Annotated in this window: 31 protein-coding genes and 2 tRNA genes; 14 read left to right on the plus strand and 19 right to left on the minus strand. The window is 66.8% G+C overall.

Annotation, left to right across the window (positions count from 1 at the left end; translation table 11 throughout):
• Positions 1–19: 19 nt before the first annotated feature.
• Positions 20–229, minus strand: coding sequence for a (2Fe-2S)-binding protein (locus A9K58_RS04365; RefSeq protein ID WP_065198444.1), 210 nt, complete (start codon positions 227–229; stop codon positions 20–22).
• A gap of 109 nt (positions 230–338) precedes the next feature.
• Complete coding sequence (locus tag A9K58_RS04370; RefSeq protein ID WP_065198189.1) at positions 339–959, minus strand: RNA pyrophosphohydrolase; 621 nt, start codon at positions 957–959, stop codon at positions 339–341.
• A gap of 120 nt (positions 960–1079) precedes the next feature.
• Here A9K58_RS04370 and A9K58_RS04375 point away from each other — a divergent pair.
• A tRNA-Met gene (locus A9K58_RS04375) sits at positions 1080–1156 on the plus strand.
• A 57-nt stretch (positions 1157–1213) separates the two neighbouring features.
• Positions 1214–1288: transfer RNA gene (locus tag A9K58_RS04380), tRNA-Gln, on the plus strand.
• A 325-nt stretch (positions 1289–1613) separates the two neighbouring features.
• On the opposite strand, the gene rpsI is transcribed toward A9K58_RS04380, so the two are convergent.
• Together rpsI and rplM are read right to left on the minus strand one after the other, a co-directional pair.
• Positions 1614–2006 carry a 30S ribosomal protein S9 gene (gene rpsI, locus A9K58_RS04385; protein ID WP_065198190.1) on the minus strand — a complete coding sequence of 131 codons (393 nt, stop codon included), beginning with the start codon at positions 2004–2006 and terminating at the stop codon, positions 1614–1616.
• Between the two features lie 2 nt (positions 2007–2008).
• Complete coding sequence (gene rplM / locus A9K58_RS04390; protein ID WP_005414692.1) at positions 2009–2437, minus strand: 50S ribosomal protein L13; 429 nt, start codon at positions 2435–2437, stop codon at positions 2009–2011.
• Positions 2438–2633: 196 nt separating this feature from the next.
• Here rplM and coq7 point away from each other — a divergent pair, with 196 nt between their 5' ends.
• Positions 2634–3278, plus strand: coding sequence for a 2-polyprenyl-3-methyl-6-methoxy-1,4-benzoquinone monooxygenase (gene coq7, locus A9K58_RS04395; RefSeq protein ID WP_065198191.1), 645 nt, complete (start codon positions 2634–2636; stop codon positions 3276–3278).
• Between the two features lie 87 nt (positions 3279–3365).
• Here coq7 and A9K58_RS04400 read toward each other — a convergent pair whose 3' ends face one another.
• Together A9K58_RS04400 and speD are read right to left on the minus strand one after the other, a co-directional pair.
• Positions 3366–3686: a DMT family transporter gene (locus A9K58_RS04400; protein ID WP_005419816.1), complete on the minus strand. Its 321-nt coding sequence runs from the start codon at positions 3684–3686 to the stop codon at positions 3366–3368.
• Between the two features lie 166 nt (positions 3687–3852).
• On the minus strand, positions 3853–4647 hold the full coding sequence (gene speD / locus A9K58_RS04405; protein ID WP_005411315.1) for an adenosylmethionine decarboxylase: 795 nt from the start codon (positions 4645–4647) through the stop codon (positions 3853–3855).
• Between the two features lie 149 nt (positions 4648–4796).
• Here speD and crp point away from each other — a divergent pair, with 149 nt between their 5' ends.
• Positions 4797–5486 carry a cAMP-activated global transcriptional regulator CRP gene (crp, locus tag A9K58_RS04410; RefSeq protein WP_010482649.1) on the plus strand — a complete coding sequence of 230 codons (690 nt, stop codon included), beginning with the start codon at positions 4797–4799 and terminating at the stop codon, positions 5484–5486.
• Positions 5487–5619: 133 nt separating this feature from the next.
• The gene (locus A9K58_RS04415; protein WP_065198192.1) at positions 5620–6381 is read left to right on the plus strand and encodes a sulfite exporter TauE/SafE family protein; all 762 of its coding nucleotides are present in this window, start codon (positions 5620–5622) and stop codon (positions 6379–6381) included.
• Between the two features lie 76 nt (positions 6382–6457).
• On the opposite strand, the gene A9K58_RS04420 is transcribed toward A9K58_RS04415, so the two are convergent.
• The 10 genes from A9K58_RS04420 to A9K58_RS04465 all read right to left on the minus strand — a co-directional run bounded on the left by A9K58_RS04420 (position 6458) and on the right by A9K58_RS04465 (position 14989).
• Complete coding sequence (locus tag A9K58_RS04420; RefSeq protein WP_065198193.1) at positions 6458–7174, minus strand: haloacid dehalogenase-like hydrolase; 717 nt, start codon at positions 7172–7174, stop codon at positions 6458–6460.
• Positions 7171–7965 (minus strand): indole-3-glycerol phosphate synthase TrpC, encoded by a 795-nt coding sequence (gene trpC, locus A9K58_RS04425; RefSeq protein ID WP_065198445.1) that lies wholly within the window; start codon positions 7963–7965, stop codon positions 7171–7173. Before trpC ends, A9K58_RS04420 begins: the two co-directional genes overlap by 4 nt.
• Before the next feature lie 75 nt (positions 7966–8040).
• Entirely contained in the window at positions 8041–9072 is a 1032-nt protein-coding gene (gene trpD / locus A9K58_RS04430; protein WP_065198194.1) for an anthranilate phosphoribosyltransferase, read from the minus strand.
• A gap of 16 nt (positions 9073–9088) precedes the next feature.
• Positions 9089–9676: an anthranilate synthase component II gene (locus A9K58_RS04435; RefSeq protein ID WP_065198195.1), complete on the minus strand. Its 588-nt coding sequence runs from the start codon at positions 9674–9676 to the stop codon at positions 9089–9091.
• A 2-nt stretch (positions 9677–9678) separates the two neighbouring features.
• Positions 9679–10458 carry an SIMPL domain-containing protein gene (locus tag A9K58_RS04440; protein WP_065198196.1) on the minus strand — a complete coding sequence of 260 codons (780 nt, stop codon included), beginning with the start codon at positions 10456–10458 and terminating at the stop codon, positions 9679–9681.
• Between the two features lie 67 nt (positions 10459–10525).
• Entirely contained in the window at positions 10526–12001 is a 1476-nt protein-coding gene (trpE, locus tag A9K58_RS04445; protein ID WP_065198197.1) for an anthranilate synthase component I, read from the minus strand.
• A 292-nt stretch (positions 12002–12293) separates the two neighbouring features.
• Positions 12294–13232, minus strand: a complete 939-nt coding sequence (yegS, locus tag A9K58_RS04450; RefSeq protein ID WP_065198198.1) for a lipid kinase YegS — start codon at positions 13230–13232, stop codon at positions 12294–12296.
• 223 nt (positions 13233–13455) lie between these two features.
• Entirely contained in the window at positions 13456–13938 is a 483-nt protein-coding gene (locus A9K58_RS04455) for a GNAT family N-acetyltransferase (RefSeq protein WP_065198199.1), read from the minus strand.
• Positions 13939–13950: 12 nt separating this feature from the next.
• Positions 13951–14628 (minus strand): ribulose-phosphate 3-epimerase, encoded by a 678-nt coding sequence (gene rpe, locus A9K58_RS04460; RefSeq protein WP_065198200.1) that lies wholly within the window; start codon positions 14626–14628, stop codon positions 13951–13953.
• Between the two features lie 31 nt (positions 14629–14659).
• A complete protein-coding gene (locus tag A9K58_RS04465; protein ID WP_065198201.1) occupies positions 14660–14989 on the minus strand; it encodes a J domain-containing protein in 330 nt (109 codons plus the stop codon).
• Between the two features lie 144 nt (positions 14990–15133).
• Here A9K58_RS04465 and A9K58_RS04470 point away from each other — a divergent pair, with 144 nt between their 5' ends.
• From A9K58_RS04470 to A9K58_RS04505, 8 genes are all read left to right on the plus strand, one after another.
• A complete protein-coding gene (locus A9K58_RS04470; protein ID WP_065198202.1) occupies positions 15134–16060 on the plus strand; it encodes a phosphoribosylaminoimidazolesuccinocarboxamide synthase in 927 nt (308 codons plus the stop codon).
• Between the two features lie 137 nt (positions 16061–16197).
• The gene (locus A9K58_RS04475) at positions 16198–16683 is read left to right on the plus strand and encodes an Mpo1 family 2-hydroxy fatty acid dioxygenase (protein ID WP_065198203.1); all 486 of its coding nucleotides are present in this window, start codon (positions 16198–16200) and stop codon (positions 16681–16683) included.
• 374 nt (positions 16684–17057) lie between these two features.
• Positions 17058–19844 carry a monovalent cation/H+ antiporter subunit A gene (locus A9K58_RS04480; protein WP_231109254.1) on the plus strand — a complete coding sequence of 929 codons (2787 nt, stop codon included), beginning with the start codon at positions 17058–17060 and terminating at the stop codon, positions 19842–19844.
• Positions 19844–20236 (plus strand): Na+/H+ antiporter subunit C, encoded by a 393-nt coding sequence (locus tag A9K58_RS04485; protein ID WP_065198205.1) that lies wholly within the window; start codon positions 19844–19846, stop codon positions 20234–20236. The genes A9K58_RS04480 and A9K58_RS04485 overlap by 1 nt, the downstream gene beginning before the upstream one ends.
• Positions 20233–21768, plus strand: a complete 1536-nt coding sequence (locus tag A9K58_RS04490) for a monovalent cation/H+ antiporter subunit D (RefSeq protein ID WP_065198206.1) — start codon at positions 20233–20235, stop codon at positions 21766–21768. The genes A9K58_RS04485 and A9K58_RS04490 overlap by 4 nt, the downstream gene beginning before the upstream one ends.
• Entirely contained in the window at positions 21765–22271 is a 507-nt protein-coding gene (locus A9K58_RS04495; RefSeq protein WP_065198207.1) for a Na+/H+ antiporter subunit E, read from the plus strand. The genes A9K58_RS04490 and A9K58_RS04495 overlap by 4 nt, the downstream gene beginning before the upstream one ends.
• A complete protein-coding gene (locus A9K58_RS04500) occupies positions 22268–22552 on the plus strand; it encodes a K+/H+ antiporter subunit F (protein ID WP_006399171.1) in 285 nt (94 codons plus the stop codon). Before A9K58_RS04495 ends, A9K58_RS04500 begins: the two co-directional genes overlap by 4 nt.
• Positions 22549–22938: a Na+/H+ antiporter subunit G gene (locus A9K58_RS04505; protein ID WP_065198208.1), complete on the plus strand. Its 390-nt coding sequence runs from the start codon at positions 22549–22551 to the stop codon at positions 22936–22938. The genes A9K58_RS04500 and A9K58_RS04505 overlap by 4 nt, the downstream gene beginning before the upstream one ends.
• 126 nt (positions 22939–23064) lie before the next feature.
• Here A9K58_RS04505 and A9K58_RS04510 read toward each other — a convergent pair whose 3' ends face one another.
• Together A9K58_RS04510 and A9K58_RS04515 are read right to left on the minus strand one after the other, a co-directional pair.
• A complete protein-coding gene (locus A9K58_RS04510; RefSeq protein ID WP_065198209.1) occupies positions 23065–24030 on the minus strand; it encodes a sodium:calcium antiporter in 966 nt (321 codons plus the stop codon).
• Positions 24031–24108: 78 nt separating this feature from the next.
• Complete coding sequence (locus A9K58_RS04515; RefSeq protein ID WP_065198210.1) at positions 24109–24765, minus strand: hypothetical protein; 657 nt, start codon at positions 24763–24765, stop codon at positions 24109–24111.
• A 125-nt stretch (positions 24766–24890) separates the two neighbouring features.
• On the opposite strand from A9K58_RS04515, the gene A9K58_RS04520 reads away from it, so the two are divergent.
• Positions 24891–25379 (plus strand): hypothetical protein, encoded by a 489-nt coding sequence (locus A9K58_RS04520; protein WP_065198211.1) that lies wholly within the window; start codon positions 24891–24893, stop codon positions 25377–25379.
• A 95-nt stretch (positions 25380–25474) separates the two neighbouring features.
• Here A9K58_RS04520 and hmgA read toward each other — a convergent pair whose 3' ends face one another.
• Positions 25475–26773, minus strand: a complete 1299-nt coding sequence (gene hmgA / locus A9K58_RS04525) for a homogentisate 1,2-dioxygenase (RefSeq protein WP_065198212.1) — start codon at positions 26771–26773, stop codon at positions 25475–25477.
• Between the last annotated feature and the right edge of the window lie 66 nt (positions 26774–26839).

Genomic DNA, 26839 nt, shown 5'->3' on the forward strand with positions numbered 1-26839 from the left:
ACTGCACCGCGAAAGGCGGTCAGGCGACCTGCGCCAGTCCGAGCACCGGCAAGGGCAGGTCGTGGGTGGCACGTGCCTTGGCCAGCAGTTCGCCGGCCATGTCCAGGCAGGAACCGCAGGTGGCGCCGCAACCGGTACGCATGGTCAGTTCGGCCACCGAGCTGACCCCTTGGCTGGCGGCTTCGCGGATCTGGTGGTCGGTGACTCCGTTGCAGATGCAGACGTACACAGGCGCAAACCGGGCTGGCAGGCCAGGAGTGGCCTGGCCGCTATTCCAATGGAAACGAGAATGGTTGTCAATCATTGACCTGAATCATTCTCGATACCGTTCAGCCCGGTCAGCTGCCCGGGCCGTCGCCCTGCGCCTTTTTGGGCCAATAGCCCCGGGTCCGCGGGCGCTTGCGGGGGCGGTCATGGCCGGCGGTATGGCCCGGCATCCAGGCCTCGGCGGCGCTCTTGGGCATGGCGGTGACGCCCTGCCCGGCCACTCCGCGCGCCAGCGGCGCCAGGTGTCGCAGGGCACGTGCGTAGACGCCGCGCTTGAACATCACCACGTGTTCCACCGGATACCAGAAATCCACCCACCGCCAATGATCGAACTCGGGCGAGTCGGTGTGATCCAGGCGTACATGGGATTCATCGCCGGTCAGCCGCAGCAGGAACCAGACCTGCTTCTGACCGATGCAGACCTGCCGTTCATTGCGGCGGATGGCCCGTGCCGGCAGCTTGTAGCGCAGCCAGCCGGGGGTTGCCCCGAGCACTTCCACATGCTCGGGCAGCAGGCCGGTCTCTTCCTGCAGTTCACGATACATGGCCTCGACAGGCGTCTCGTCGGTGTTCATGCCACCCTGCGGGAACTGCCAGCCGTCCCGGCGCACGCGTCGTGCCCAGAACACCTGGCCATCCTGCCGCATCAGCACGATGCCGACGTTCGGTCGATAGCCGTCCGGATCGATCACGATGCGGACTCCTAAAAAATCTACTGGCTGGGACTATCCCACGCCGCCTGTCGACCCACAAGCACGGCACAAAAGTGTTGACAGGGGCGGTACACATCCGCAGAATAGCGGGCTCACCAAGGCTATGTAGCTCAGCCGGTTAGAGCACAGCACTCATAATGCTGGGGTCGGTGGTTCGAGTCCACCCATAGCCACCACATTGGAAATCAAGTTGTTTTTCAGCGTGAAGAGTGAGAAAATAGCGTCACCTACATTGCCCCGTCGCCAAGCGGTAAGGCACCTGACTCTGACTCAGGCATTCGGTGGTTCGAATCCATCCGGGGCAGCCAAATTAAAAGCAAAAGGCCAGATCGAAAGATCTGGCCTTTTGCTTTTAATTTGGTCGCGCATTCCACCTTATCCCCGCGCCTGTCGGCGCACCCCCTTGAACATCAAGGGGGCTCTCCTCCAGAGAGAGAGGCCCGGGGTCGGATCCTTTTCCAAAGGAAAGGGCTCTGACCCCACCCCTTCCGAGATGCGAAACCATGGGTAGTGCCGGCCGCTGGCCCGCAACCTCGAAACGCATGTCCCCGAAACGACAAAAGCCCGGCCGAAGCCGGGCTTTTGCTTTTCCAACCAGCGGGCCCCCGAGGGGACCCAGCCAGGCGCGGTGAATCAGCGCTTGGAGAACTGGGTGGCGCGGCGAGCCTTGTGCAGGCCAACCTTCTTGCGCTCGACTTCACGGGCGTCACGGGTCATGAAGCCGGCCTTGCGCAGCTCGGACTTCAGGCCTTCGTCGTACTCGACCAGGGCGCGGGCGATGCCCAGGCGGATCGCACCGGCCTGGCCGGTGGTGCCGCCGCCGGTGGCGGTGACCAGGATGTCGAAGCTTTCGGTGTTCTTGGTCAGCTCGAGCGGCTGGCGCACGATCATGCGCGCGGTCTCACGACCGAAGAACTCGTCCAGCGGACGGCCATTGACGGTGATGTTGCCCGAACCCTTGCGCAGGAACACGCGAGCGGTGGAGGACTTGCGGCGGCCAGTGCCGTAGTTTTGAGTGATAGCCATGATTAGATATCCAGAACCTGCGGCTGCTGTGCGGCGTGCGGATGCTCAGTGCCGGCGTAGACCTTGAGCTTGCGGTACATCTGGCGACCCAGCGGGCCCTTCGGCAGCATGCCCTTGACCGCGATCTCGATCACGCGCTCCGGGTGGCGCTCCAGCGCCTGGGCCAGGGATTCGGTCTTCAGGTTGCCGATGTAGCCGGTGAAACGGTGGTACATCTTGTCCTGCAGCTTCTTGCCGGTGACGGCAATCTTTTCTGCATTGATGACGACCAGGTAGTCGCCGGTATCAACGTGCGGGGTGTAGACCGGCTTGTGCTTGCCACGCAGACGGCGGGCCAGCTCGGTGGCGAGACGGCCCAGGGTCTTGCCCTCGGCGTCGACGAGGTACCAGTCGCGCTGGACGGTCTCGTTCTTGGCAGTGAAAGTGCTCATGAAGAACTCTAGGTTAGGTCGGGCTCATTGCGGCGAAGGGCTCGCCGGAACTCTGCCACGCGTTGTGAAAGGTAAAGCGCAAGAGGCGGGATTGTACGCAGGCCTGGCCGCCTTTGCAAGCCTGCCCGTCTCCGGGTTGGCACGGGGACGGGGCCGGGCGAGAATCGGGGGGTCCTTTGCTCCACCGCATGCCGCCATGACCGTGCTCCGCCAGATCACCCCGCTGGACCACCTGCTGACAGAGGCGCAACGCGCCCTGGACACGGTGTTCGGCAATCCGCCCGCGGCCCGTCCCTACCCCGCCGCAGGCACCGACGAGCCAGGCATGGACCGCACGGAGCGACGGCACGCGGCCGGGCTGATGCGGATCAACCATGTGGGCGAGGTCTGCGCGCAGGGACTGTACTTCGGTCAGGCCGCCGTGGCCCGTGACCCAGCCACGCGCGAGCACCTGCTGGAGGCGGCACAGGAGGAAACCGACCACCTGGCCTGGTGCGCGACGCGCCTGGGCGAACTGGACAGCCGCCCGAGCCTGTTCAACCCGCTGTGGTACGCCGGCAGCTATACCATCGGTACGCTGGCCGGGCTGCGCGGTGACGGCTGGAACCTCGGCTTCGTGGTCGAGACCGAGCGCCAGGTGGAGGCCCACCTGGACGAGCATCTGGTCGACCTGCCCGCCGGCGACCTGCGCAGCCGCGCGGTCATCCAGGTGATGAAGGAAGACGAGGCCCGCCATGCGGACCATGCCGAGCAGGCCGGTGCCCGCCGCCTGCCGTTCCCGATACCCGGCGCGATGGCGCTGGCCTCCAGGGTAATGAAGACCATCGCCTACCGCATTTGAAGCGGTCGCCCGCACCAACGGTACGGGCCTACCAGGAGGTGCGGGGGGGGGCCGACGGTGGGGCCCGACCGTTGGTCGGGCCATCAATCAGTTCGGCGAGACCAGCTTCAGGCCGATCACACCGGCCACGATCAGGCCCACGCAGGCCAGGCGGGCCGGCGAAGCGCTGTCGTTGAACAGGTAGATGCCCAGCACCGCTACGCCCATGGCGCCGATGCCGGTCCAGATCGCATAGGCCGTGCCGACCGGAATGCTCTTCATCGCCTGGCTCATGAGGTACAGGCTGATCAGGGCAGACACCACCGTGGCGACGGTGGGCAGGGGTTTGCTGAAGCCTTCGGAGTACTTCATTCCGAGGGCGAAGCCGATCTCGAACAGGCCGGCCAGCAGCAGGTAGATCCAGGGCATGGGTGGGGGCTCCTTACCTTTCTTGAAAAACGAAACAGCCCGGTGTTTTCACACCGGGCCGTGGGTCGGTACATCACCGTGGAACCGTATCGCGCTGGCGACGCAGGTTCCACAGGGCGGGTCGTCCCGCCTGGGTGGCGATGCCTGCGGGCACCGCGCACGGGGCTTACTCGGACAGGTTGCGGCCGTGGAACAGCTCTTCGATCTCGCGCTTGAGCAGCGCTTCGATCTTCATGCGTTCCTTGAACGACAGGTTCTTGGCCTTTTCCTCGAACAGGTACTGGTCCAGGTCGAAGTCCTTCAGGTGCATCTTCGTATGGAAGATGTTCTCCTGGTAGACGTTGACGTCGAACATCTCGTAACGCGACTTGATGTTCTTGGCCAGGAAGTTCTGGATCGAGTTGATCTTGTGGTCGATGAAGTGCTTCTTGCCCTTCACATCGCGGGTGAAGCCACGGACACGGTAGTCCATGATCACGATGTCCGACTCAAGGCTTTCGATCAGGTAATTCAGGGCCTTCAGCGGGGAAATGACGCCACAGGTCGCCACGTCGATGTCCGCGCGGAACGTCGCGATACCTTCCTGCGGATGGGTTTCCGGGTAGGTGTGGACGGTGATGTGGCTCTTGTCCATGTGCGCGACCACGGCGTCGGAGATCAGCTCCTTGCCGGCCAGCTTCTTGTCGATCACCGGCTCTTCGGAGATCAGGATGGTCACCGAGGCACCCTGCGGATCGTAGTCCTGGCGGGCCACGTTCAGGATGTTGGCGCCGATGATCTCGGCGACATCGGTCAAGATCTGAGTCAGCCTGTCGGCGTTGTACTCTTCATCGATGTATTCAATGTAACGCTGACGCTCCTCTTCGGTGCGCGCGTAACACACGTCATAGATGTTGAAGCTCAGCGCCTTGGTGAGGTTGTTGAAACCCTGCAGCCTCAGGCGAGGCAACGGCTTGACCACGGCGGTCGATTCCTGTGTAAGAAGGGAAAGGGGGAATTATGGGGCAAACTGCCCCCGGGGGGAACGTGAAGACGCAAGAGTTCTGGCACACTGTTTGCCCTTAACAATTGCGCTGGTTAAGCTCCGCCATCCACCCCGTGAATCCGTTCATGCGCAGAGGGAGCGCTCCTATCGTGTCAACCGTGCGCCTAGCTAGCAGTCCACTGGCCTTGGATATCGCCACAATCGATCGTTTCCTGGCGCACAGCCACCGGCGGCGATATCCCACCCGTACCGACGTCTTCCGACCCGGTGACCCGGCGGGAACCCTGTATTACGTCATCAGCGGCTCGGTTTCCATCATGGCCGAGGAAGATGATGATCGCGAGCTCGTGCTGGGCTACTTCGGTGCCGGCGAATTCGTCGGCGAGATGGGCCTGTTCGTTGAATCGGACCGCCGCGAAGTGATCCTGCGGACCCGTACCGCCTGCGAGCTGGCGGAGATCAGCTACGAGCGGCTGCACCAGCTGTTCCTCGGCCCGCTGTCGGCCGATGCCCCGCGCCTGCTGTATGCGCTGGGCCAGCAGATCTCCAAGCGCCTGCTCGATACCAGCCGCAAGGCCAGCCGCCTGGCGTTCCTGGATGTCACCGACCGGATCGTGCGCACCCTGCACGACCTGGCACAGGAGCCGGAAGCGATGAGCCATCCGCAGGGCAGCCAGTTGCGCGTCTCGCGCCAGGAGCTGGCCCGCCTGGTCGGCTGCTCGCGCGAGATGGCCGGCCGCGTGCTGAAGAAGCTGCAGACCGATGGCCTGCTGCACGCACGCGGCAAGACCGTGGTGCTGTACGGCACCCGTTGATTGCGAGGCAACCCAACGCTGCGGCCATCCTGATAGAGCCGAGCCCACGCTCGGCTGCGGTACGCCGAAGGCAGCCGAGCATGGGCTCGGCTCTACACGGCCCCTGCGCGGCCTGCTGGGCTAGGCTCGTCGCATGGAGCTGAGCAGCGAATTCTGGTGGTTCATTCTCATCGGCCTCGGCGCGCAGCTGGTCGACGGCGCGCTGGGCATGGCGTTCGGGCTGGTGTCTTCGTCGGTGATGCTGAGCATGGGCCTGCCACCGGCGCAGGTGAGCGCCAGCATTCACACCGCCGAAGTGTTCACCACTGGCGCCTCGGGCGTGTCGCACCTTGCAGCCGGAAATGTCGATAGGCGCCTGTTCCTGCGCCTGGCCCTGCCGGGTGCGCTCGGTGGCGCGCTGGGGGCGTACGTGCTCACCCAGGTTCCTGGCGAGATCATCCGGCCGCTGATCTATCTGTACCTGCTGGTGCTGGCCGTGGTCATCCTGGCCCGCGCGGCAGGCCGCTGGATGCCGCGGGGCGAAATCCGCCGGGTTCCGATGCTGGGCTTGTTCGCCGGGCTGCTCGACGCCAGTGGCGGCGGCGGCTGGGGCCCGATCGCCACCTCCACCCTGCTTGCCCGCGGTGGCCAGGCGCGCACCACCATCGGCACGGTCAGTGCCGCCGAGTTCGTGGTCACGCTCACGGTGTCGGCCACTTTCCTGCTGTCGACGGGCATGCAGCACCTGCAGATCGTGGCCGGCCTGCTGGTCGGCGGCATGATGGCGGCCCCGGTGGCCGCGATCCTGGTCAAGCGGGTGAAGGAGCGCTGGGTGCTGGTGGCCGTTGGCGTGCTGGTGCTGGGCATCAGCCTGTTCCAGATCGGGCATGCGGTGTACGGTCACCTGGGGCGCTGAGCGTTTGCCGGCCAGCGGCCGGCAGGTCCGTCATCGTGCGATGGGGTCAGAGCCCCTACGGGGATCTGACCCCGGGCTACGCCTTGTCGCCGCCCCGGTCCACGCAGCCCCAGTTGAGGATGCGGGTGCCGGCCGGCAGCACGCGGCGGAAGAACGCCACCCGGGCCGGCTTCGGGTTCACCACCACCGGCACCTTGGCGGCCAGCAGCAGCGGCAGGTCGGCGCTGCTGTCGGAGTACGCGATATCGATGTCGCCATAGCCACGCTCGCGCAGCATGCGCATCTTCTCTTCGTTGTGGCAGTGGCGTGTCGGGCCAACGCCGCCCAGCCGCGGGCCGACCTCGGTGCCGATCACCGGTACATCCTGGTGGGCGACGAAGGCCAGGATCGCGCGTGCCAGCTCCGGCGGTGCGCCGGTCGCGACCACCACGCGATCTCCCTTGGCGCGGTGCGCGGCGAACACTTCCAGCGCCTGCGGCAGCAGCTTTGCGCGCATCTGCGCCTCGTTGCGCAGCACGTAGGCGTCGATCACCTTGTTGAAATCACGTGCACGGTGCAGGCCGAAGCTGCCGATCCACACGTAGATCGAAATGCCCGCGCGCCGGGTCGGCAGCAGCGCCACCATCGGCCCGGCAATCGGCGTGACCAGCGCCGCCGCCAGCATGCGCAGCGGGTTGCGCTTGATCAGCGAGGCGAACAGGTGGGTGCCCGAATCACCGTCGTAGAGGGTGTGGTCGAAGTCGAAGACCACCAGCGGCGCGTCATCGCGCGGCGTCGGATAGTGCGTTGTCATGCCGCGAAGAATAGCTGACGCAGGCCCTCGCCCGGTTCTTCCACGCGCATGAAGGCCTCGCCGACCAGGAACGCGTGGATGCCGGCATCGCGCATCAGCGCCACGTCCTGCGGGCCGAGGATGCCGCTCTCGGTGACCAGCAGGCGGTCACGCGGCACCGCGGTCCGCATGTCCAGCGTGGTCTGCAGCGACACCTCGAAGGTGCGCAGGTTGCGGTTGTTGATGCCGATCATCGGTGCCGGCACCTGCAGCGCGCGCTCCAGTTCATCGATGTCGTGCACTTCCACCAGCACGTCCATGCCCAGCGACAGCGCCAGTTCGGACAGCGTGGCCAGCTGGGTGTCGTCCAGCGCGGCGACGATCAGCAGGATGCAGTCGGCCCCGAGCACGCGCGCCTCGTACACCTGGTAGGCGTCGATCACGAAGTCCTTGCGCAGTACCGGCAGCGTGCAGGCCTCGCGCGCCTGCTGCAGGTAGGCATCTGCGCCCTGGAAGAAGTCCACGTCGGTCAGCACCGACAGGCAGCTGGCCCCCCCGAATTCATAACTGACGGCGATGTCGGCCGGGCGGAAGTCCGGGCGGATCACGCCCTTGGACGGGCTGGCCTTCTTCACCTCGGCAATGACCGCCGGGTCCCCGTTGGCCACTGCCGCCTGCAACGCGCGCACGAAGCCACGCACCGGCGGGGCGCTGGCCACGGCGGCCTGCAGCTCTGCGAGCGGGCGCTGGGCGCGACGCTGGGCCACTTCTTCGGCCTTCCGGGCCAGGATCGTCTGCAGGATGTCGCTCATCGTCTTCGGTTCGGTGCGGGGGGCGGTGAGGACGGCCATTATCGGCCATCGACGGGGTCAGGCTGAACGGCGCGCTCAGGCAACCAGCACGCGGGTGGCTTCAACATACTGCTGCAGGCGCTGGCGGGCGCTGCCACTGGCGATGGCGGCACGGGCGCGGGCCAGGCCATCGCCGATGTCGCTGGCCACGCCGGCCACGTACAGGGCGGCGCCGGCATTCAACGCGACGATATCCAGCGCCGGGCCAGGCTCGCTGTCCAGTACCGCGCGCAGCATCGCGATGGACTGCTCCGGGCCGTCCACGCGCAGGTTGCGGCTGGCCGACATGGCGATGCCGAAGTCTTCCGGATGGATCTCGTACTCGCGCACCCTGCCATCGCGCAGTTCGCCCACCAGGGTGCCAGCGCCCAGCGAGATCTCGTCCATGTTGTCGCGGCCCCAGACCACCATGGCACGTTCGGTGCCCAGCTCGCGCAGCACGCGCGCCTGGATGCCCACCAGGTCGGGATGGAAGACGCCCATCAGCACCGACGGTGCGCTGGCCGGGTTGGTCAGCGGGCCGAGGATGTTGAAGATGGTGCGCACGCCCATCTCGCGCCGCACCGGTGCGACGACCTTCATCGATGGGTGATGGATCGGCGCGAACATGAAGCCGATACCGGTCCGTTCGATGGCCTGCGCTACCTGCTCCGGCTGCAGCTCGATCACCGCGCCCAGCGCTTCCAGTGCATCGGCGCTGCCCGACTTCGACGACACGCTGCGATTGCCATGCTTGGCCACGCGCGCGCCTGCGGCGGCGGCCACGAACATCGCGCAGGTGGAGATATTGAACGTGTGCGAACCATCACCACCGGTGCCGACGATATCGACCAGGTTCGTGGTGTCGGCCACCGGCACTGGCCGGGCGAATTCACGCATCACGGTGGCCGCCGCGGCGATCTCGTCCACGGTCTCCTTCTTCACGCGCAGGCCGGTGAGGATGGCCGCAGTCATCATCGGCGAGACATCGCCGCGCATGATCTGCCGCATCAGGTCGACCATTTCGTCGAAGAAGATCTCGCGGTGCTCGATGGTGCGATGCAAGGCTTCCTGGGGGGAGAAGCTCATGGGAATGCTCCTTGGATCAGGCTGCGGGGCGCTGCAGGAAATTGCGCAGCAGGGCGTGCCCGTGTTCGGTGAGGATGGATTCGGGATGGAACTGCACGCCTTCCACCGGGAACCGGCGGTGGCGCAGGCCCATGATCTCTTCGATCGAACCGTCGTCGTTCTCGGTCCAGGCGGTCACTTCCAGGCAGTCCGGCAGGCTGCTCTTGTCCACCACCAGCGAGTGGTAGCGCGTGGCCTGGTAGCGGTCGGGCAGGCCGGCGAACACGCCCTTGCCTTCATGGCGGATCGGCGACGTCTTGCCATGCATGATGTTGCCGGCGCGGATGACCGTGCCGCCGTAGACCTGGCCGATGCTCTGGTGGCCCAGGCACACGCCGAGGATCGGCGTGGTCGGGCCCAGGCGCTCGATCAGCGCCAGCGACACGCCCGCTTCGTTGGGCGTGCACGGGCCAGGCGAGATGACAATGCGTTCAGGCTTCTGCGCAGCGATCTCGTCCACGCTCATCGCGTCGTTGCGCACCACCTTCACCTCGGCGCCCAGCGTCTGCAGGTACTGCACGAGGTTGTAGGTGAAGCTGTCGTAGTTGTCGATCATCCACAACATGGTCAGGTTCCGTCGCTTATCAGGAAAATGGCGTACACGTTTTCGGTGTAGGTGATGGGGGCGGCTTCGATGGATTCGCCTGCCAGCCGCGAACCCGTGCCATCGAGCGTGGCAGGCGCCTGCGGAGCAGGGGGACTGGGCGGTACGACCTCATCGTCGCCGCCGGGCCATCGCCCGGCCTGCACCCCATAGGCGAAGCTCGGTGCCACATCGGAAATGCTGTAAAGGCCGGTGATCCGCGTGCCATAGGCCTTGGCCAGGCCCTGCGCGGACTGGCGGGTCTGGGCCGCCGCCTCGCCCTTGAGCTCGCGGCGCAGCGCCACTTCGCCCGAGTAGGCCGGGGCCAGGCTGTTGACCTGCACGTTCTCGTTGGCCTTCAGTGCACCCAGCAGGTCCTGCATGGCCTTTGCGCTGGCGAAGCTGGCGCGCAGCTGGCGCGATACACGGGTACCAACGAAGACCTGCCGGTTCTGCTCATAGCGCGTCGCCGGGCCGATCCGCAGGTTGTCCGCGCGCACGCTACCGTCGACCGCTTTGTGCTGCTTGAACAGCGCCAGCACGCGGGCGACGTTGTCCTGTACGCGGCGGCGCGCGGCGTCGGCATCCATGTCGGTCTCTTCGATGTTCAACTGCAGGCCGAACCGATCGGGCATCACCGTGCGGGTGCCCTGCCCCTTCACCAGCAGGTGCGGCTGCGAGGGGAGGGTGTTGGCCTGCGCCCACGCGGACGGGGCCATCGTGGCCAGCAGCGACGACCACAGCAATGCGCTCAGCAGCTTCATGCGGTACTCCTTGTCTTGGATGGGAACAGCGGAAGGTGCCGCGGCGCGGGCCACGGCACGGGAAACTTCACAGGCCCTTGGCGGCCTGGGCAACGGCGCGGAACAGCGCGCGGCCCTTGTTCATCGTCTCGTCCCATTCCTTGCCCGGGTCCGAGTCGTAGACGATGCCGGCGCCGGCCTGCACGTACAGGCGGCCATCCTTGATCACCGCGGTGCGGATCGCGATCGCGGTATCGGCATCGCCGTGCCAGCCGATGTAGCCGATGCTGCCGGCGTAGACGTTGCGCTTGATCGGTTCCAGTTCGCGGATCACTTCCAGCGCGCGGATCTTCGGTGCGCCACTGACGGTGCCGGCCGGGAAGGTCGCACGCAGCACGTCGGCATAGCTGAGTCCCGGCTGCAGCTGCCCGGTCACTTCGCTGACGATGTGCATCACGTGGCTGTAGCGTTCGATCACGAACTGCTCGCCCACTTCCACGGTGCCGGCCCTGGACACGCGGCCGGCGTCGTTGCGGCCGAGGTCGATCAGCATCAGGTGCTCGGCGCGTTCCTTCGGATCAGCCAGCAGTTCGGCTTCCAGCGCCAGGTCCTGCTCGACGGTGGCGCCGCGGGGGCGGGTACCAGCGATCGGTCGCACAGTGACTTCACCGTCCTGAAGGCGCACGAGGATTTCCGGCGAGGAACCGACCACCTGCAGGTCGCCGACATCCAGGAAGTACATGTACGGCGATGGATTCAGTGCACGCAGCGCGCGGTATACGTCCACCGGGCGCGCCTTGAACGGCACGCTCAGGCGCTGGCTGAGCACCACCTGGAAAATGTCACCGGCGCGGATGTATTCCTTGCTGCGCTGGACCGCATCGACGAAGCCTTCGCGGGTGAAACCGGAAACGAAATCGGATTCGTCCAGTACGTCGCTGTTGAGTGGCGCGGGATAGCCGGCACCGGGCGCGCGCAGCTTGGCGGTCAGTGCATCCAGGCGCGCCTGCGCCTGTTCGAAAGCGCCCCCGGTACGCGGGTCGGCGTGCACGATCAGGTACAGGCGGCCCTTGAGGTTGTCGAATACCGCCAGCTCATCGGAGTGCAGCAGCAGGATGTCCGGCGTGCCCAGCTCATCGCGGCCGGCCGGCGGCGCCAGGCGCGGTTCGATGTAACCGATGCACTCGAAACCGAACCAGCCGACCAGGCCACCGGTGAAGCCGGGCAGGCCGTCCAGCTTGGGCACCGAGTGGGCGCTGCGCAGCGCCTCGACTTCGGCGAACGGGTCGGCCACCTCGCGGGTTTCCACCACCTGGCCGTCTTCGCGCACGGTCAGCGTGTGGCCGTGGAAGGCGTACACGCGGCGCGCCGGCAGGCCGATGATCGAGTAGCGACCAAAGCGCTCGCCGCCTTCGACGGATTCAAACAGGTAGGTGTTGGGGCCGTCGGCGAGCTTCAGATAGACCGAGAGCGGCGTGTCCAGGTCGGACAGCACTTCACGGACGACGGGAATATGGGTGTGGCCTTCAGCGGCCTGCTGCTGAAACTGGGCGTGCGAGTTCAAGACGACTTTCCTTCCGGGACACAGCGTGATGGGGGCGGACGACGGCAACGGGCCACCATCGCCACCAACGGCGTGCGGAAGAAAGGGTATGCGGGGTCGTCAGGCTGGACACCCCTTGACTGTATCGCAGCTGAGGCGGGAGGGGAACCCTGGAAAACTGAACCACGGCACGGCCGGGGCCAGCCACGGGAACCGACGACGCGGACCGGTAGAGTCGACTGTTAGTCGACTTGCGCGCGTAGCGCGGGGTTTTACGCCGTCGGAACGAAAAGCAGTCGACTAACAGTCGACTCTACCTCCCCTTCCCAGCCAGCAACGGGCAGCCAGCCGGAAGATGCATCCGTACCCTGCCCGGCACGCATTCGATGCGGAAGCGGCGCGCCTGCACCGGCTCGCCATCCAGGTTGAGGATCAACGGATGCTCCGATTCGATCTGCAGCCACGGCAGTCGCGCGCGCGTGGCCAGCTGCTCCAGGGCGGCCTGGGTACCGGCCTTCAGCATCTGGCCGAGGGTCGCAGTGACTTCCCCCTCCAGCTCGGGAAGCACGGTCACGTCCAGCCGCCCATCATCGATCAGCGCCTGCGGGCACAACTGCTGGCCACCGCCGGCTTGGCGGCCGTTTCCGACACCCAGCGCAATGAAGCCGCCTTCCCATGTGAAATCCGGACCGGACAGCCGCGCGGTGATCGCTTCAATGCGACCAAGCTTGGCGATACCGGTGATTACGTAGGCCAGCCCGCCCAGCATCTTCTTCAAGCCGGCATCGGTCTCCACCGTCACCTGCGTACCGAAGCCACCGCTGGCCAGATTGGCGCACCACCACGGCGTGCCATCGGCGTCCACGCGCAGCAGATCGATGGCGCGCGGCGGCGCCTGCCCGATCAGTGCGAAGGCCTCCTTCGGTTCGGCCGGGATGCCGGCCGAGGTGGCAAAGTCGTTGGCCGTGCCCAAGGGGACCAGCGCCAGCGACGGCAGCGCCTCTGCCGGTTCCTCGCGGTGGGCCAGTGTTTCAGCCACCGCGCTGAGCGTGCCGTCGCCGCCCGCCGCGACAATCACGTCCACGCCATGATCGATCGCCTCGGCCACGTAGCGTTCGGCGTCGCCGTCTTCCCAGGTCACCCGCACGTCCAGCTGCATGCCCTGCCCGCGCCAGTGGCCGACAGCGTCGCGCAGTTCATCGTTGCCAGCGGATTTGCCGTTGAGGATCAGGCGCCAGCGCGGTGCGGTCATGGGCGGCTTCCGATGGGAGGCCCAACAGGCTAGCAACACACCGTTCGCCCATGGTGAATGTCACATGCCTGTCATTCAGACCCGTGAGAATGGGAGTCCATAGCAGGGACGACGGATGGAGGCAGGATCAGCCTCCCACGCATGCAGCGAAGCCACGCCCGTGATGGGCGTGGCTTTTTTTTGCCCGGCCGTAGATCCACGCCGTGCGTGGATGCACGTCATCTCACCCGTTGGCGAAATCGTGCAGCGCCTGGCCCTGCAGCCGGTACACCGTCCACTCGTCCTGCGGCTTCGCACCGGCAGCGGTGTAGAACTCGATGGCCGGTGTATTCCAGTCCAGCACCGACCACTCGAAGCGGCCGCAGCCTTCGGCCACGGCCTGCCGGGCGATGTATTTCAGCAACGCCTTGCCGGCCCCCATGCCGCGCCTTTCCTGGCTGACATACAGGTCTTCCAGGTAGATGCCCTTGCGGCCCAGCCAGGTCGAGTAGTTGTAGAAATACACGGCGTAACCGATGGCCTCGCCACCGGCTTCGCAGATCAGTGCACGTGCAGTGGCATCGGGCCCGAACAGGCTTTCGGCGATGCCGATCTCGTCGGTCTGCACCGAATGCTCGGCCTTCTCGTAGACGGCCAGCTCGCGGATGAAATGCAGGATCAGGCCTGCATCGTCCACGGTGGCCGGGCGGATGTTCAACACGGCCATCGTACTCATGGCTCAGCCTCGTGCCGCAGCGACGTTCGCGCGCATCTGCGCGATCACGTCCTGGTAGCGGGTCGTGGCATTGAAGATGGCCGAGCCGGCCACGAAGGTATCGGCGCCGGCGGCCGCGATTTCGCCGATGTTGTCGGCCTTCACGCCGCCGTCGATCTCCAGGCGGATGTCCTTGCCGCTGGCGTCGATCATCTTGCGCACCACCTTCAGCTTGTCCAGCGCCGAGGGGATGAAGGCCTGGCCGCCGAAGCCCGGGTTGACCGACATCAGCAGCACCAGGTCCAGGTCATCCAGCACCCAGTCGAGGATGTCCACCGGCGTGGCCGGATTGAGCACGATGCCCGGCTTGCAGCCCAGCGAGCGGATCAGCTGGATGGTGCGGTGCACGTGGCGGCTCGCTTCCGGGTGGAAGCTGATGTAGGTGGCACCGGCCTCGGCGAAGTCCGGAATGATGCGGTCCACCGGCTCGACCATCAGGTGCACGTCGATCGGCGCGGTCACGCCGTGCTTGCGCAGGGCCTGGCAGACCATCGGGCCGATGGTCAGGTTCGGCACGTAGTGGTTGTCCATCACGTCGAAATGGACCCAGTCGGCGCCGGCGGCGAGGACGTTGTCGACTTCCTCGCCGAGGCGGGCGAAGTTGGCGGACAGGATGGAAGGGGCGATGAGGCAGTGGGACATGGCCGGGCCTTGCAACGAGGGGAAAGGGGGGTCAGCGCTTGCGCAGGGTCTTGATGCGGTCGTAGGCGGCATTGATCCGCCGCGACTTCTGCTCGGCCTGCTGCTGCAGCTCGGGGGCGGCGCCGCCAAGCCGGTCGGGGTGGTACTGGGAGATCAGCCTGCGGTAGGCGCGCTCGATTTCCGCATCGGTAGCCTCGGAGGTCAGCCCCAGCTCCCGGTACGGATTCTCCTTGTTCAGGCGGAACCAGTCCGCGTCGAAGGCATGGCCGAGCAGCAGGCCGACCACCGCGCCGAACAGCGGATTGGGCCGGAACAGCAGGGCGCCGGCGATGAATCCGAGCAGTTTTCCGTACCAGCGCATGGCGCTCCGGGGTCGGCGGACGAAATGGATGCTCATTTTACGTCACAGCCGGCCCGGACCGCTTTACACTAGGCCGCCCGCTGACCAGTTGCGGGCCCGCCGGGTCCCCTGGGCAGCCGTCTCGACGAAGCCCCAGGAGTGCCCGTGCCAACCACGCTGTTGCAATCCGATCTCCCCGGCCTGCCCTTGCGCCACCGCGGCAAGGTGCGTGATGTGTTCGATATCCCGCGCGAGCGGCTGCCGGCCGGAACCCCTCCGGGCGAGTACCTGCTGATGGTCGCCACCGACCGCCTGTCGGCGTTCGACGTGGTCCTGCCCGATCCGATCCCCGGCAAGGGCGAGATGCTCTGCCAGGTCTCCAACTTCTGGTTCGCCAAGACCGCGCACCTGATGCCCAACCACCTGACCGGCATCGACGTGGCCAGCGTACTGCCCGAAGGCGTGGACTCGGCCCTGTACGCCAGGCGCGCGGTGGTCACCCGCAAGCTGAAGCCGGTGCCGGTGGAGGCGATCGCCCGCGGCTACCTGATCGGCAGCGGCTGGAAGGACTACCAGCGCACCGGCAAGGTCAGCGGCATCGACCTGCCCGATGGCCTGCGCCAGGCCGAGCAGCTGCCCGAGCCGATCTTCACCCCCTCGACCAAGGCCGCCGTCGGCGATCACGACGAGAACATCGACTTCGACGCGATGGTGAAGCAGGTCGGTGCCGAACTGGCCGAGCGCGTGCGTGACGCCACCCTGCGCATCTACAAGTTTGCCGCCGATTACGCCCGCGAACGCGGCATCATCCTGGCCGATACCAAGTTCGAGTTTGGAACCGACGCCGATGGCCGCCTGTACATCATGGACGAGATGCTGACGCCCGACTCCTCGCGCTACTGGCCGGCCGACGAATACGAAGTGGGCACCAGCCCGCCGAGCTACGACAAGCAGTTCGTGCGCGATTACCTGGAAACGCTGGACTGGGGCAAGACCGCTCCGGGCCCGAACATTCCGGCAGACATCATCGAGCGCACCCGCGCCAAGTACGCCGAGGCGCTGCAGCGCCTGGCGGGGATCAGCGTCGACTGATGTGCCCGCGCCCCGGCCGGAAAGGCCGGGGCGCGTTCGGTAGTGCCGGCCGCTGGCCGGCAACCTCGCGAACTCGGCTATGCTCTGGATGGCCGGCCAGCGGCCGGCACTACCGTTGTCCGAGGAAGCGACGCAGCATGCAGACCACCACCCAGCTTGCGCGGCCGATCGACCGCTATTTCGCCAGCTACTCCGACGACCACCGCAATGCCATCAACCAGCGCATCCACGTGGTGGCGGTGCCGGCGATCCTGTGGTCGGTGGTGGCCCTGCTGTGGTGCATTCCACCGCTGATCACCTGGTTCCAGTACGGCATCTGGTCGGCATTGGCGATGTTCAGTGCCTGGTGCTTCTACAACAAGCTGTCGCGCCCGCTCGGCATCGGCATGCTCATCCAGTTCTTCGTGTTCGGCTGCCTGTGCCGCCTGCTGGAGGCCGAGATCGGCCTGCACGCCCTGCGCTGGCTGGCAGCGGGGGTGTTCGTGGTCGCCTGGATCGCGCAGTTCATCGGCCACAAGTTCGAGGGCCGAAAGCCCAGCTTCCTGACCGACCTGACCTACCTGCTGATCGGCCCGGCCTGGGTGATGGCCAAGCTCTACCGCCAGCTCGATTGGCGCTACTGACCTGCCCTCGGCCGCCGCCGGCGGTCATTTCCTGAACGAGCGAATTCCGTCACCCACAGTCCACGACGGCCCTGCCAGCCTGCGCCGGTGATTCACTCCCCCGCGCCAAGCGACTGGCGACAGTCCCTGTGCGACAGGGCCTCCGGTCTGCCTTCGCGGGTTCAGAGCGGTCGCGGCGCCAGGCCAGATTGCCGCCGCGGACAGGGGTGCCGCAACGCAGAAAAAATGAATCAGTAGACGTTACCTGCAGTTGATCGCTGTTCGATGGGTTTCGGCGACATTTGGCCGCCTGTTATCCTCCCTGACCTGCTCGTGAATCATGGATTCCCTGCGTGCTCCCCAGCCTGCCCCTGCTGCTGGCCCTGCCGTTCCTGATGGCAGCGGCCGTTGCGGCCTTCCCCCGTAGCTCGCGCTCGACGGCTGCCTGGCTGGCGGCGCTGGCGCCGTTGGGCGGGTTGGCTTGCCTCGGCTGGCTGACCCCGGCGGTGCTCGAGGGCCAGGTGGTGCGCACGCTGGTGCCGTGGCTGCCGCAGATCGGCCTGGACTTCGCTCTGCGCCTGGACGGGCTGGCCTGGATGTTCGCCGGGCTGGTGCTGGGCATCGGCGCGCTGGTGGTGCTGTATGCGCGCTACTACCTGAGCCAGCAGGACAACGCGCACCGCTTCTACTGCTACCTGCTGCTGTTCATGGGCGCCATGCTCGGCATGGTGTTGTCGGGCAACCTGCTGTTGCTGATGATCTTCTGGGAAATGACCAGCATCAGCTCCTTCCTGCTGATCGGCTTCTGGTCGCATCGCCAGGATGCCCGCGAGGGCGCACGCATGGCGCTGGTGATCACCGGCGGCGGCGGCCTGGCCCTGCTCGGTGGCGTGCTGCTGATCGGCCGCATCGTCGGAAGTTTCGACCTGGACGTGGTGCTGGCTGCCGGCGCGCAGATCCGCGCCAGCGCCCTGTACCCGTACGCGCTGTTGCTGGTGCTGGCCGGCATCTTCACCAAGAGCGCGCAGTTCCCGTTCCACTTCTGGCTGCCGCACGCGATGGCGGCACCGACACCGGTCTCGGCCTACCTGCATTCGGCCACCATGGTGAAGGCCGGCGTGTTCCTGCTGGCGCGCCTGCATCCGGCGCTGGCCGGCAGCGACCTGTTCTTCTACACAGTCAGCGGCATCGGCGCGCTGACCCTGCTGATCGGTGCCTGGAATGCGATCTTCCAGCACGACCTGAAAGGCCTGCTGGCGTACTCGACGATCTCGCATCTGGGCCTGATCACGCTGCTGTTCGGCCTGTCCACGCCGATGGCGGTGGTGGCCGGCGTGTTCCACATCCTCAACCACGCCACCTTCAAGGCCTCGCTGTTCATGGCCGCCGGCATCATCGACCACGAGACCGGCACCCGTGACATGCGCAGGCTGGGCGGCCTGAGAAAGCTGATGCCGTTCACCAGCGCTCTGGCGATCATCGCCTCGCTGGCGATGGCCGGCATTCCGCTGCTCAACGGCTTCCTGTCCAAGGAAATGCTGTTCGCTGAAGCGATCACGGCCGGGGGCCCGGGAATCATGCGCACGGCGGTGTCGATTGCTGCGCTGCTGGCTGGCGTATTCGGCGTGGCGTACAGCCTGCGCTTCGTCCACGACACCTTCTTCGGCCCTGGCCCGCAAGGCCTGGATCGCGTACCGCACGAGCCGCCGCGCTGGATGAAGGTGCCGGTGGAACTGCTGGTGGTGATCTGCGTGGCGGTGGGCGTGGCGCCGGCACTGACGGTGGCACCGGTGCTGCATGCTGCCGCCGCCTCGATCCTCGGCACGGCCATGCCCGAATACAGCCTGGCCGTATGGCACGGCTTCAACCTGCCGCTGGCGATGAGCGCGGCTGGCGTGGTCGGCGGCGTGGCCCTGTACCTCGGCCTGCGCAAGCTGATCAACCTGCACGCCGTGACCAATGTCAGCACCGGCCGCAACGTGTTCCACGCGCAGCTGGATGCGGTGTCCGCGCTGGCGATGCGCCTGACCAACGGCATCGCCAACGGCAGCCTGCAGCGCATGCTGCTGGGCCTGGTGCTGGTGGCGATCGTGGTCGCCGCCGCGCCGTTCGTGGCCAATCCGGCGTCGCCGAACTGGACGAAACCACAGCCGATTCCGTTGCTGGGCTGGGCGCTGTGGCTGGTGATGATGGCCTGTGCGGTGGCTACCCTGCGCATCTACAAGCAGCGGTTGCTGGCGGTGCTGCTGGTCGGCGGGGTCGGCCTGATGGTAGCGCTGACCTTCGTGTTCCTGTCCGCGCCCGACCTGGCCCTGACCCAGCTGCTGGTGGAAATGGTGACTCTGGTGCTGATGCTGCTGGGCATGAACTACCTGCCCGCCCAGTCCGGGCCGGAGCGGCCGCGCTGGCGCAAGCGACGCGATGCGGTGGTTGCGATCATCGCCGGTGCCGGCCTCGGTGCATTGGCCTACACCGCGATGACCCTGCCGCCGAATACCATGGCGGGCGAACTGCTGGGCCGCGCGTTGCCCGAGGCGTACGGCCAGAACGTGGTCAATGTGATCCTGGTCGACTTCCGCGGCTTCGATACCTTCGGCGAGATCACCGTGTTCGGCATCGCCGCGCTGGTGGTGCACGCCCTGCTGCGGCGCACGCGGATGGCCCCGGAACAGATCATGCCGGGGCCGCCAATCAAGCTGCCGGTACCGGCCGACCTGGCGCAGATCATGTTCCCGCTGACCCTTACTGTGTCGATCTTCCTGTTCCTGCGCGGTCACAATGCGCCCGGCGGCGGCTTCATCGCCGGCCTGGTGCTGGCTGTACCACTGCTGATCCAGTACGTGATCCAGGGCACTGCCTCGGTCGAATCGCGCTTCGGCTTCGACTACATCCGCTGCATCGGCATGGGCCTGCTCATCGCACTGCTCAGCGGCAGCGCCTCGATGCTGTTCGGCGTGCCGTTCCTGACCAGCGGCCACCTCGACCTGCACCTGCCGCTGATCGGCGACGTGCCGCTGGCCAGCGCGATCGGCTTTGACATCGGCGTGTACCTGGTGGTGTTCGGCGGCGCCATGCTGATGCTGTCGATGATGGGCACGGTGAAGCCATCGCGCACCCGCACCGCCCGCAAGGGAGAGATCGACCTGCAACGCCGTTCGGCACGCACCGGGGAGATGCACTGATGGAACTGGCCCTGGCCACCGCGATCGGCGTGCTGACCGCCATCGGCATCTACCTGCTGCTGCGCGCGCGCAGCTTCGATGTGATCCTTGGCATGACCTTCCTGTCCTATGCCACCAACCTGTTGATCTTCGCCGGCGGCCGGGTGGTGCTGGGCAAGGCGCCGGTGCTGCAGGAAGGCGTGGACAGCCACCTTGGCAACTACACCGACCCGCTGCCGCAGGCGCTGGTGCTGACCGCAATCGTGATCGCCTTCGCGATGACTGCGGTCAGCATCGTGCTGGCCATGCGCAGCCGCAGCGACAACCACAGCGACCACGTGGACGCCCACGAGCCGGACGACGACCTGCAGGATGAGAGCGTGCCGCCGCGCCAGGGCGGGGACCGCGCATGAATCATCTGGTGATCCTGCCGATCCTGATTCCACTGGTCGGCGCCGCACTGTCGCTGTTCGTCGAGCATCGCCGCTATGGCCCCAGGGTGCAGCGCGCGGTGGCCTGGACCTCGCTGTCGGCGCTGGCGCTGGCGGTGGGACTGTTGTTCGCCTCCACCGCCGGTGGCGACATCAACGTCTACCTGCTCGGCGACTGGCCGTCGCGGCTGGGCATCGCGCTGGTGGCCGACCGGCTGTCGGCGTGGATGCTCTTGACCACCCTGCTGCTGGCCATTCCCTGCCTGATGCATGCGTGCTCGGGCTGGGACCGCCGCGCACCACACTTCCATGCGCTGTTCCAGTTCCAGCTGGTGGGCCTCAATGGTGCATTCCTGACCGGCGACATCTTCAACCTGTTCGTGTTCTTCGAGGTGATGCTGATCGCCTCCTACGGCCTGCTGCTCAGTGGCGGCCGCAGCCTGCGCATGCGCATCGGCCTGCACTACGTGGTGTTCAACGTCACCGCCTCGACCCTGTTCCTGATCGCACTGGGCCTGCTGTATGCCTCGCTGGGCTCGCTGAACATGGCCGAGCTGTCGCAGCGCATCGCCGACGTGCCACCGGCGCAGCTGGCCCTGGTGAAGGCGACGATGGGCCTGTTGCTGCTGGTGTTCTGCGCCAAGGCCGCACTGATGCCGCTGTACCTGTGGCTGCCGGAAGCCTACTCACGCGCACCGGCGGCGGTGGCCGCGCTGTTCGCGATCATGACCAAGGTCGGCCTGTACTCGGTGCTGCGCATCCAGATGCTGTGGTTCGGCGACGACGCCGGTGCGATGGCTGGCTATGGCCGCGACTGGCTGCTGTGGGCCGGCGTGGCGACGCTGGTGCTCGGTGGCCTCGGCGCGCTGGCCGCGACCCGCCTGCGCGTGCTGATCTCGTACCTGGTGATCGTCTCCGCGGCCACGCTGTTCATCGCCTTCTCGGTGGGCACGCCGCAGGTGCTGTCGGCCGGCCTGTACTACCTGCCGCACAGCAGCTTCGTTGCTGCCGCGCTGTTCCTCATCGCCGACCTGGTCCGCCGCCGCCGTGGCGGCGCCAGCGACCGCAAGGAAGTGGTCGCACCGATGCCGGGCAGGCAAACGCCGGCGGTGCTGTTCCTGGTCGGCGCGGTGTCGGTGGCCGGCCTGCCGCCGCTGTCCGGTTTCCTGGCCAAGGCCGCCCTGCTGGCCGGCATGCCGGCGCAGTACACCGGCCCGGTATGGACCGCAGTGCTGGCCAGCAGCCTGTTGGTGATCATGGGCCTGACCCGCGGTGGCATCCGCCTGTTCTGGCGCGTGCCGCCAGTTGATCCGGATGCACCGAAGCCGCGCAAGGCTCGCCTGCGCCGGGTCGAGCTGTATGCGGCCTGCCTCCTGCTCGCCTATGGCATCGGCATGACCCTGGCCGCGGCACCGCTGATGCGCTACACCGACGCCACCGCCGCACAGCTGCTGCATCCCAGCGAATACGTGCAGCAGCTGCGCGCGACCACGCCGGAGATCCGCCAGCCATGACCGCCCAGCATTCCCTGTTCCGTCGCCTCATTCCCTCGCCCGCGCTCAGCATCATGGTGGTGGCGTTCTGGCTGCTGATGTCCGACAGCTTCACCCTCGGCCAGTTCGTGCTGGGTCTGGCGCTGGGCGTGGTGGTGCCGCTGTTTGCCGCGCGCCTGGACCGCGAGTTCGCCCGCATCGGCACGCTGCGTCCGCTGCCCAGGCTGGTGTGCGTGACCCTGTGGGACATCCTGATGTCCAACATCCGCGTCGCCCTGCAGGTGCTGGGCCCGGAGAAGAACATCCACCCGGGCTTCATCTGGTTGCCGCTGGACATTGCCAACATCCACGGCATCGCCGCGCTGACCAGCATGATCACGCTGACGCCGGGCACGGTCTCGGCCGCGCTCAGCGACGACCGCAGATACCTGCTGGTGCATGTGCTCCACCTGGAAGATCCGCAGGACCTGATCGATACGATCAAGCGACGTTACGAAGCCCCGTTGATGGAGATCTTCCCATGACTGGATTCCAGATCATCCAGACCACGCTGGTGGTGTGCATGCACGTGGTCGGCCTGGCCATGCTGCTGGCCACCTGGCGCCTGCTGCGCGGCCCGACCGTGCCCGACCGCATCCTTGCCCTGGATACCCTGTCGGTGACCGCGATCGCCGAGCTGATGCTGTTCGGCATGTACCTCAACTCCGCGATCTACTTCGAGGCCGCACTGGTCATCGCCATGCTCGGTTTCGGCAGCACCGTGGTGCTGAGCAAGTTCGTGCTGCGCCGGGATATCGTCGAATGATCACCGCGATCCAGATCGGCCTGTCGATCCTGCTGCTGTTCGGATCCTTCTTCATCCTGGTCGGTGCACTGGGCCTGGTGAAGCTGTCCACGTTCTTCAAGCGCCTGCATGCACCAACCAAGGCCAGCACCCTGGGCGTGGGCTGCGTGCTGGTGTGCTCGGTGTGCTACCACATCTTCCTCGGCCAGGACCCGCAGCCGCGCGAGCTGCTGATCACCGTATTCCTGTTCATTACCGCGCCGATCAGCGCACACATGATGGCCAAGGCCGCGCTGTCACTGCTGATGGAAACCCGCCCCAGCCTGCCTGGAAACGAACGCGCTGCCGAAGAACAGCTGCCGCCGCCGGAACCGGTGCGGGAGGAAGAGCCCGCGCAGAATCGGTAACCCTGTGCCGGTGGGTGCCGACCGTGGGTCGACACGGCATGGGTGATCCACGCGTGGCGTGGATCTGCGGTAGAGCCAGGCCCGCGCTCGCCGTGGCACGAACAGCCGCCGAGCATGGGCTCGGCTCTACAGGATCGGTGCGCCGACCAGCAGCAGCTCCAGCACGAACCAGCCGCCGAACGCGACCAGCAGGATCACGCCTTCGCCCCGGCTGATCCTGAGATCGCCACGCAGCATCGGATACAGCACCAGCGCGAATGCCAGCAACGCGGGCAGCTCCAGGCGCACGAACGAGGCCGGCAACGCCAGCGGCTGCAGCAGCGCCATTGCGCCGACCACCAGCAGCAGGTTGACCACGCTGGAACCCAGCACGTGGCCAAGCACCATGTCGCCATGACCGCGACGCGCGGCCGCGATGGCGGCAGCGACCTCCGGCAGCGCGGTGCCGACTGCCACCGGCAGCAGGCCAACCAGCAACGGCGTCCAGCCCAGCGCGGTACCGAAGTCCGCTGCGGCATCGACCACCAGGCGCGCGCCCCAGTACAGGGCCAGCGCGGCGATCAGCACCCGCAGTATGTTCAGCGGCAGGCTGGTGCGGCTCAGTGCGGACTCGGCAATGGTGGCCTGCACCTCGGCGGCCTCGCCGCGGCCACGGCGCAGAAGCACCACCTGTACGATGATGAAGCCGGCCAGCAGCACGCCGCCCTCCCAGCGCACGAGACGGCCATCGAGGCCGAACAGGATCAGCAGCACACCGGCCGCCAGCAATGACCACCACAGCGCCGCCTGCAGGCGCGCGCGCAGCAGCAGTGGCGCAGCGATCGCCGCCACGGCCAGGGTCAGGCCCAGGTTGACCACACTGCTGCCCACGGCATTGCCCAGGGCCAGCTCAGGTTGGCCGACTGCCAACGCACGCGCGTTGACTGCCAGTTCCGGCAGCGAGGTGGCCATTCCGAGCAGCAGCAGCCCGGCGGTGAACGGGCGGGCCCCGAACCGCTGGGCGAGGCCGGACACGGCCTTGACGATGGAGTCCCCGCCCAGTGCCAGCAGCAGCAGGCCGAGCAGGAACCAGGCGATGGCAATGGCGATCATCGAGCACTCCCCAGCGGTCGTGGGCGATTCTACCCGGGTCCCGCGCGCAAGGCGGGGCCCTGGGTCAAGGATCAGGGATCAACCGCAGCCCTCCGCGTAGTCGACCTGGGGAGTATGGCCGACGCGCCATGCAGCGACCCGGCCGTCCGCCCCGAGCGCGAAGTCGAGTACCGCGCCGCCTTCCCGCGCCGGCCTCACGCGCAGGTGCTGGGCCTTTTCGTCGTACTTGTCCGGACCGACGTCGGCGCGCTCGGGATACAGCACCTGCAATTCCCCCAGGGTCATGCCGACCCTGCCGCCGCCCGGCGCGGTGATGGCGGCGCTGCGCACGTCGTAGCGCACCAGCTTGCGGCCTTCGATCATCAGGTAGGGATCCTGGGCATCCTGCGGCCGCAGGAAATAGCAGCCATCATTGCTGTCATCGGTGGGCAGCGGCTTGCCGCTGGCGTCGGTGCCGAGCCCCAGCAGCGGCGTGCCGAAGCCGCTGCGTACCGCGGCAATGCCGGCGCCCAGCTGCGCGCCGGCGAAGCCGTCCAGGCGCGCGGGGCTGTCACTGCGGGGATCATTGGCAGGGCGGGCCGCCAGATCGGGGTCGGTGGAGCGTGCCGGCCCGGTCGCCGAGGCCGTTTCCGCCGCGGTATCGCTGCCGCTGCCGGCCGCGCCTCGTTTGTCATCGCCGCCACTGCAGGCGGCAAGGGACAGCAGCAACAGGCCAGCAATCGGGAGGTGCTTCATCGGTGCGGTTCCGTGGCTTGAGGATGGCTGGACGCTAGCGCAGCGCGCGTGCAGGCGCTGCATTGTCATCGCCGTTTCATCGCCTTCGTTCAGGCTCGGCATGCACCGACCTGGCTGCCGCTTCCATGCAACCGCGCAAGACCGATCTCGCCCGAACCGCGCTTCAGGCCCATCATGCGCCACTGGACATGCGCCAGCGCCGGCTGCTGATCCTGTGTGACGGCCAGCGCACCGTTGCCGACCTGGTCGATCTGCTCGGCCAGGAGGCGCCGGCGATGGTCATCCAGTTGGTACGGGCGGGCTACCTGAGCACGGGGACACCAGCGCCTGGCCCCGCATCTCCCCCGGCCGCACCGATCGGGCGCCGCCGCTCCCTGGTGGCCGCGCGCGTCTACATGCTGGGCATCCTGGAAATGCAGCGCCACCCCCAGGCCGCCATGTTGTTCCGCGACCTGCAGCAGGCACGCGCGGAATGCGAAGTGCTGCAGCGTCTGCAGTCGGCGATGCGCTCGCTGCCCGCGCTGGCCTCGGAAGGCTACTGCCAGCGCGTGCGGCAACGCCTGCTGGAGGCCCTGCCGCTGGAGCATTGCCCAGCGTTCACTGAAGCCGCCTGAACGAAAAGGGGACGAAAAGGGGACGGAGGGGATTAAGTCGTTTCAAGCAAACCTGCGTTGATTGCGACTTAATCCCCTCCGTCCCCTTTTCCGGGTCAGCGGAAGTTGTTGCGCAGGCCGTTCCAGCACTGCTGGTAGTCGCCCTGGCGGTGGCTGGCGGCCAGCGCCTGCGCGGTCGGACGGATCACCGCACGGGTTTCGAACATGAAGGCCATCGTATCCGCGATCACGTCCGGCCTGGACAGATCGGCATGGGAGGCCTTGTCGAAGGTCGGCGCGTCCGGACCATGCCCGCTCATGCAGTTGTGCAGCGATGCGCCACCCGGCACGAAGCCTTCGGCCTTGGCATCGTAGGCGCCATGCACCAGGCCCATGAACTCGCTGGCGATGTTGCGATGGAACCACGGCGGGCGGAACGTGTTCTGCGCCACCAGCCAGCGCGGCGGGAAGATCGCGAAGTCCATGTTGCTGGTCCCCGGCGTGTCGCTGGGCGAATGCAGCACCAGGAAGATCGACGGATCGGGATGGTCGTAGCTGATCGAACCGAGGGTGTTGAAGCGACGCAGGTCATAGCGGTATGGCGCATAGTTGCCGTGCCAGGCCACCACGTCCAGCGGCGAATGGTCGATCGGCGCCCGCCACAGGCGGCCTTCGAACTTGGCGATCAGCTCGAAATCGCCATCGACGTCCTCGAATGCCGCATGCGGCGTCTCGAAGTCGCGCGGATTGGCCAGGCCGTTCGAGCCGATCGGGCCGAGGTCGGGCAGCTTCAGCAGCGCACCGTAGTTTTCGCAGAGGTAACCGCGGCTCGGGCCATCGGGCAGTTCGACGCGGAACCGCACGCCGCGCGGAATCACCGCGATCTGCTGCGGCTCGATCTCGATCACGCCCAGCTCGGTCAGCAGGCGCAGCGCGCCCAGCTGCGGCACGATCAGCATCTCGCCATCGGCGTTGTAGAAGTAGCGGCCGACCATGTCGCGGTTGGCGGCATACAGATGGATGCCGACGCCGGCATGCGCGTCGGGTGATCCATTGCCGCCCATCGTGTACAGGCCCTCGACGAAGTCGGTCGGCAACTCCGGCAGTGGCAGCGGGCTCCAGCGCAGCTGGTTCGGCGAGGCCGGCTGCGCGCCGAAATCGCACTGCAGCTGCGACTGCGCGAACGGGGTGAACTCGCCATGGGTCACCGCCGGACGGATCCGGTACAGCCAGCTGCGGCGATTGCTGCCGCGCGGCGCGGTGAAGGCGGTACCGGTCAACTGTTCGGCGTACAGGCCGTGGGCCACCTTCTGCGGTGAGTTCTGCCCGACCGGCAGCGCGCCGGCGACGGCCTCGCTGGCGAACTCGTTGCCGAAGCCGGACTGGTAGCCACGGGCGGTGATGGCGGGGGACATGGGGGCTCCTGAAAAACGGCAAGACCGGAACGGAAAGCAGCCGAGCATGGCTCGGCTCTACAGGCA

Origin of the sequence: Stenotrophomonas maltophilia (genome assembly GCF_001676385.1) — a bacterium.
Classification (GTDB): Bacteria; Pseudomonadota; Gammaproteobacteria; order Xanthomonadales; family Xanthomonadaceae; genus Stenotrophomonas; species Stenotrophomonas maltophilia_J.

What these genes read in the sequence shown, in the direction of transcription:
- A9K58_RS04435 (WP_065198195.1), bottom strand. Translation starts at nt 9,676, where the DNA reads ATGTTGTGGATGATCGACAACTACGACAGCTTCACCTACAACCTCGTG.
- A9K58_RS04520 (WP_065198211.1), top strand. Translation starts at nt 24,891, where the DNA reads ATGCAACCGCGCAAGACCGATCTCGCCCGAACCGCGCTTCAGGCCCAT.
- crp (WP_010482649.1), top strand. Translation starts at nt 4,797, where the DNA reads ATGCGCAGAGGGAGCGCTCCTATCGTGTCAACCGTGCGCCTAGCTAGC.
- yegS (WP_065198198.1), bottom strand. Translation starts at nt 13,232, where the DNA reads ATGACCGCACCGCGCTGGCGCCTGATCCTCAACGGCAAATCCGCTGGC.
- trpD (WP_065198194.1), bottom strand. Translation starts at nt 9,072, where the DNA reads ATGAGCTTCTCCCCCCAGGAAGCCTTGCATCGCACCATCGAGCACCGC.
- rpe (WP_065198200.1), bottom strand. Translation starts at nt 14,628, where the DNA reads ATGTCCCACTGCCTCATCGCCCCTTCCATCCTGTCCGCCAACTTCGCC.
- A9K58_RS04480 (WP_231109254.1), top strand. Translation starts at nt 17,058, where the DNA reads ATGGCAGCGGCCGTTGCGGCCTTCCCCCGTAGCTCGCGCTCGACGGCT.
- trpC (WP_065198445.1), bottom strand. Translation starts at nt 7,965, where the DNA reads ATGAGCGACATCCTGCAGACGATCCTGGCCCGGAAGGCCGAAGAAGTG.
- A9K58_RS04515 (WP_065198210.1), bottom strand. Translation starts at nt 24,765, where the DNA reads ATGAAGCACCTCCCGATTGCTGGCCTGTTGCTGCTGTCCCTTGCCGCC.
- A9K58_RS04505 (WP_065198208.1), top strand. Translation starts at nt 22,549, where the DNA reads ATGATCACCGCGATCCAGATCGGCCTGTCGATCCTGCTGCTGTTCGGA.
- A9K58_RS04455 (WP_065198199.1), bottom strand. Translation starts at nt 13,938, where the DNA reads ATGGCCGTGTTGAACATCCGCCCGGCCACCGTGGACGATGCAGGCCTG.
- A9K58_RS04420 (WP_065198193.1), bottom strand. Translation starts at nt 7,174, where the DNA reads ATGACAACGCACTATCCGACGCCGCGCGATGACGCGCCGCTGGTGGTC.
- A9K58_RS04475 (WP_065198203.1), top strand. Translation starts at nt 16,198, where the DNA reads ATGCAGACCACCACCCAGCTTGCGCGGCCGATCGACCGCTATTTCGCC.
- A9K58_RS04485 (WP_065198205.1), top strand. Translation starts at nt 19,844, where the DNA reads ATGGAACTGGCCCTGGCCACCGCGATCGGCGTGCTGACCGCCATCGGC.
- A9K58_RS04495 (WP_065198207.1), top strand. Translation starts at nt 21,765, where the DNA reads ATGACCGCCCAGCATTCCCTGTTCCGTCGCCTCATTCCCTCGCCCGCG.
- A9K58_RS04500 (WP_006399171.1), top strand. Translation starts at nt 22,268, where the DNA reads ATGACTGGATTCCAGATCATCCAGACCACGCTGGTGGTGTGCATGCAC.
- A9K58_RS04400 (WP_005419816.1), bottom strand. Translation starts at nt 3,686, where the DNA reads ATGCCCTGGATCTACCTGCTGCTGGCCGGCCTGTTCGAGATCGGCTTC.
- A9K58_RS04510 (WP_065198209.1), bottom strand. Translation starts at nt 24,030, where the DNA reads ATGATCGCCATTGCCATCGCCTGGTTCCTGCTCGGCCTGCTGCTGCTG.
- rpsI (WP_065198190.1), bottom strand. Translation starts at nt 2,006, where the DNA reads ATGGCTATCACTCAAAACTACGGCACTGGCCGCCGCAAGTCCTCCACC.
- A9K58_RS04490 (WP_065198206.1), top strand. Translation starts at nt 20,233, where the DNA reads ATGAATCATCTGGTGATCCTGCCGATCCTGATTCCACTGGTCGGCGCC.
- A9K58_RS04465 (WP_065198201.1), bottom strand. Translation starts at nt 14,989, where the DNA reads ATGCGCTGGTACGGAAAACTGCTCGGATTCATCGCCGGCGCCCTGCTG.
- coq7 (WP_065198191.1), top strand. Translation starts at nt 2,634, where the DNA reads ATGACCGTGCTCCGCCAGATCACCCCGCTGGACCACCTGCTGACAGAG.
- rplM (WP_005414692.1), bottom strand. Translation starts at nt 2,437, where the DNA reads ATGAGCACTTTCACTGCCAAGAACGAGACCGTCCAGCGCGACTGGTAC.
- hmgA (WP_065198212.1), bottom strand. Translation starts at nt 26,773, where the DNA reads ATGTCCCCCGCCATCACCGCCCGTGGCTACCAGTCCGGCTTCGGCAAC.
- A9K58_RS04415 (WP_065198192.1), top strand. Translation starts at nt 5,620, where the DNA reads ATGGAGCTGAGCAGCGAATTCTGGTGGTTCATTCTCATCGGCCTCGGC.
- A9K58_RS04440 (WP_065198196.1), bottom strand. Translation starts at nt 10,458, where the DNA reads ATGAAGCTGCTGAGCGCATTGCTGTGGTCGTCGCTGCTGGCCACGATG.